The following is a 2045-nucleotide window of genomic DNA, read 5'->3' as shown; positions in this document are numbered from 1 at the left end:
CCTGTTTGCTCTTCTAAATATACAACTGTTACTTCTGAATTACAATTATCTGTTGCAGTTAATACAGTAGCTTCTGGAATTGCATCACAACTTACGGTTACATTCGCTGGTAACTCTTCTACAAACTCTGGTGCTGTAGTATCTTCTATTGTTACTACTTGAGTATGTGATGTGGTATTACCGGCACAGTCTTGTACTATCCATGTTCTTGTAATTGTATATTCAGATGCACATTCATCATCTTGTCCTGCAAACTCTTCAGCATAATTAACTGTTACTGAAGCATCACAATTGTCGGTTGCTGTTAGTACCGTTGCTGCTGGAATTGCATCACAACTTACCGTTACATTTGCTGGTAACTCTTCTACAAACTCTGGTGCTGTTGTGTCTTCTACTGTTACTACTTGAGTATGTGATGTGGTATTACCGGCACAGTCTTGTACTGTCCATGTTCTTGTAATTAAGTATTCCGATGCACATTCATCATCTTGTCCTGCAAACTCTTCAGCATAATTAACTGTTACTGAAGCATCACAATTGTCGGTTGCTGTTAGTACAACTGCTGCTGGAATTGCATCACAACTTACTGTTACATTTGCTGGTAACTCTTCTACAAACTCTGGTGCTGTTGTGTCTTGTATAATAAATTTAGCACTATTTGTATCTACAGGATTTCCACAAGCATCTTTTGCTGTAAAAATTACTTCTACTTCTCCTGTAAAACTACATGTGTACGTTAAATCTGTATAATTATTACTCCAAGATACAACACTACAATCATCAGTTGCAGTTGCTCCTCCGTTATTTGCCAACCAATCATTTAACTCAGTGGTATTTCCTGAACCATCACATTCTACTATCTTATCTGATGGTTGATTTGTAATTGTTGGTGGTGTTTCATCTTTAATTAAATATCCTGCAGTGGTGGTACTTGAATTTCCACAAGCATCAGTTGCTGTAAATGTTACTGTAATGTAACTTCCATCACATTTAACAGAAGTATCTTCTCCATAGTTATTAGTCCATGTTACAGTACTACAATTATCAGTAGCTGTCGCTCCTGCATTGTTATCTAACCAATCTTGTAAAGTAGTAGCTGTATCTCCTACTCCACATTCTATATCTATATTATTCTTGTTTGTTTCATCTATAACTGGCGCCGTGTTATCCTTAACTGTTATTGTTTGAACCTTTTCAGTAGTGTTTCCACAGTTATCAGTAAGATTCCATGTACGAGTAACTATTACTTCTCCTTCACAGCTTCCCGCTGATTCTACATCATTATAATTGGTATCTAAAGTTGTATCACAATTATCTGACTCATCAGTAACATCCCCTGTAATTCCAACACTAGCATCATAAGTACAATTATCATCTTTATAAATTGTAATATCTACTGGTACTGTAAAATCAGGATTAGTTACATCGGTTACCGTAATGGTTTGGGTATGACTTACGGTGTTGCCACAGTTATCGGTTGATTCCCATTTGCGTACGATTTCTCCACATCCATCTACTACCGTATTGCTTACTTCAGTAAACACTACATCTACTACGCTGTCGCAGTTATCAGTTGCCGTAATGGTTGGTACTGCTGGTATTGCTTCACAGTCTACACTTACATTTGCTGGTTCTGCTGATAATACGGGTGCAGTAGTATCGGTTACCGTAATGGTTTGGGTATGACTTACTGTGTTGCCACAGTTATCGGTTGATTCCCATTTACGTACGATCTCTCCACAACCATCTACTACCGTATTGCTTACTTCAGTAAACACTACATCTACTACGCTATCGCAGTTATCAGTTGCCGTAATGGTTGGTACTGCTGGTATTGCTTCACAGTCTACACTTACATTTGCTGGTTCTGCTGATAATACGGGTGCAGTAGTATCGGTTACCGTAATGGTTTGGGTATGACTTACTGTGTTGCCACAGTTATCGGTTGACTCCCATTTGCGTACGATTTCTCCACATCCATCTACTACCGTATTGCTTACTTCAGTAAACACTACATCTACTACGCTGTCGCAGTTATCAGTTGC

At 38.4% G+C, this 2045-nt stretch carries 1 protein-coding gene; it reads right to left on the bottom strand.

Features of this window, described 5'->3' with window-relative positions; all coding sequences use genetic code 11:
- Positions 1–2045, bottom strand: a 2045-nt coding sequence (locus DFQ07_RS15710) for an HYR-like domain-containing protein (protein ID WP_449649463.1), incomplete at both ends; no start/stop codon positions are given.

Source organism: Tenacibaculum caenipelagi, from assembly GCF_004363005.1.
GTDB classification, from domain to species: Bacteria; Bacteroidota; Bacteroidia; order Flavobacteriales; family Flavobacteriaceae; genus Polaribacter; species Polaribacter caenipelagi.
The sequence above is the reverse complement of the archived record's forward strand: the minus strand, read 5'-3'. Positions and strand labels throughout refer to the sequence as shown.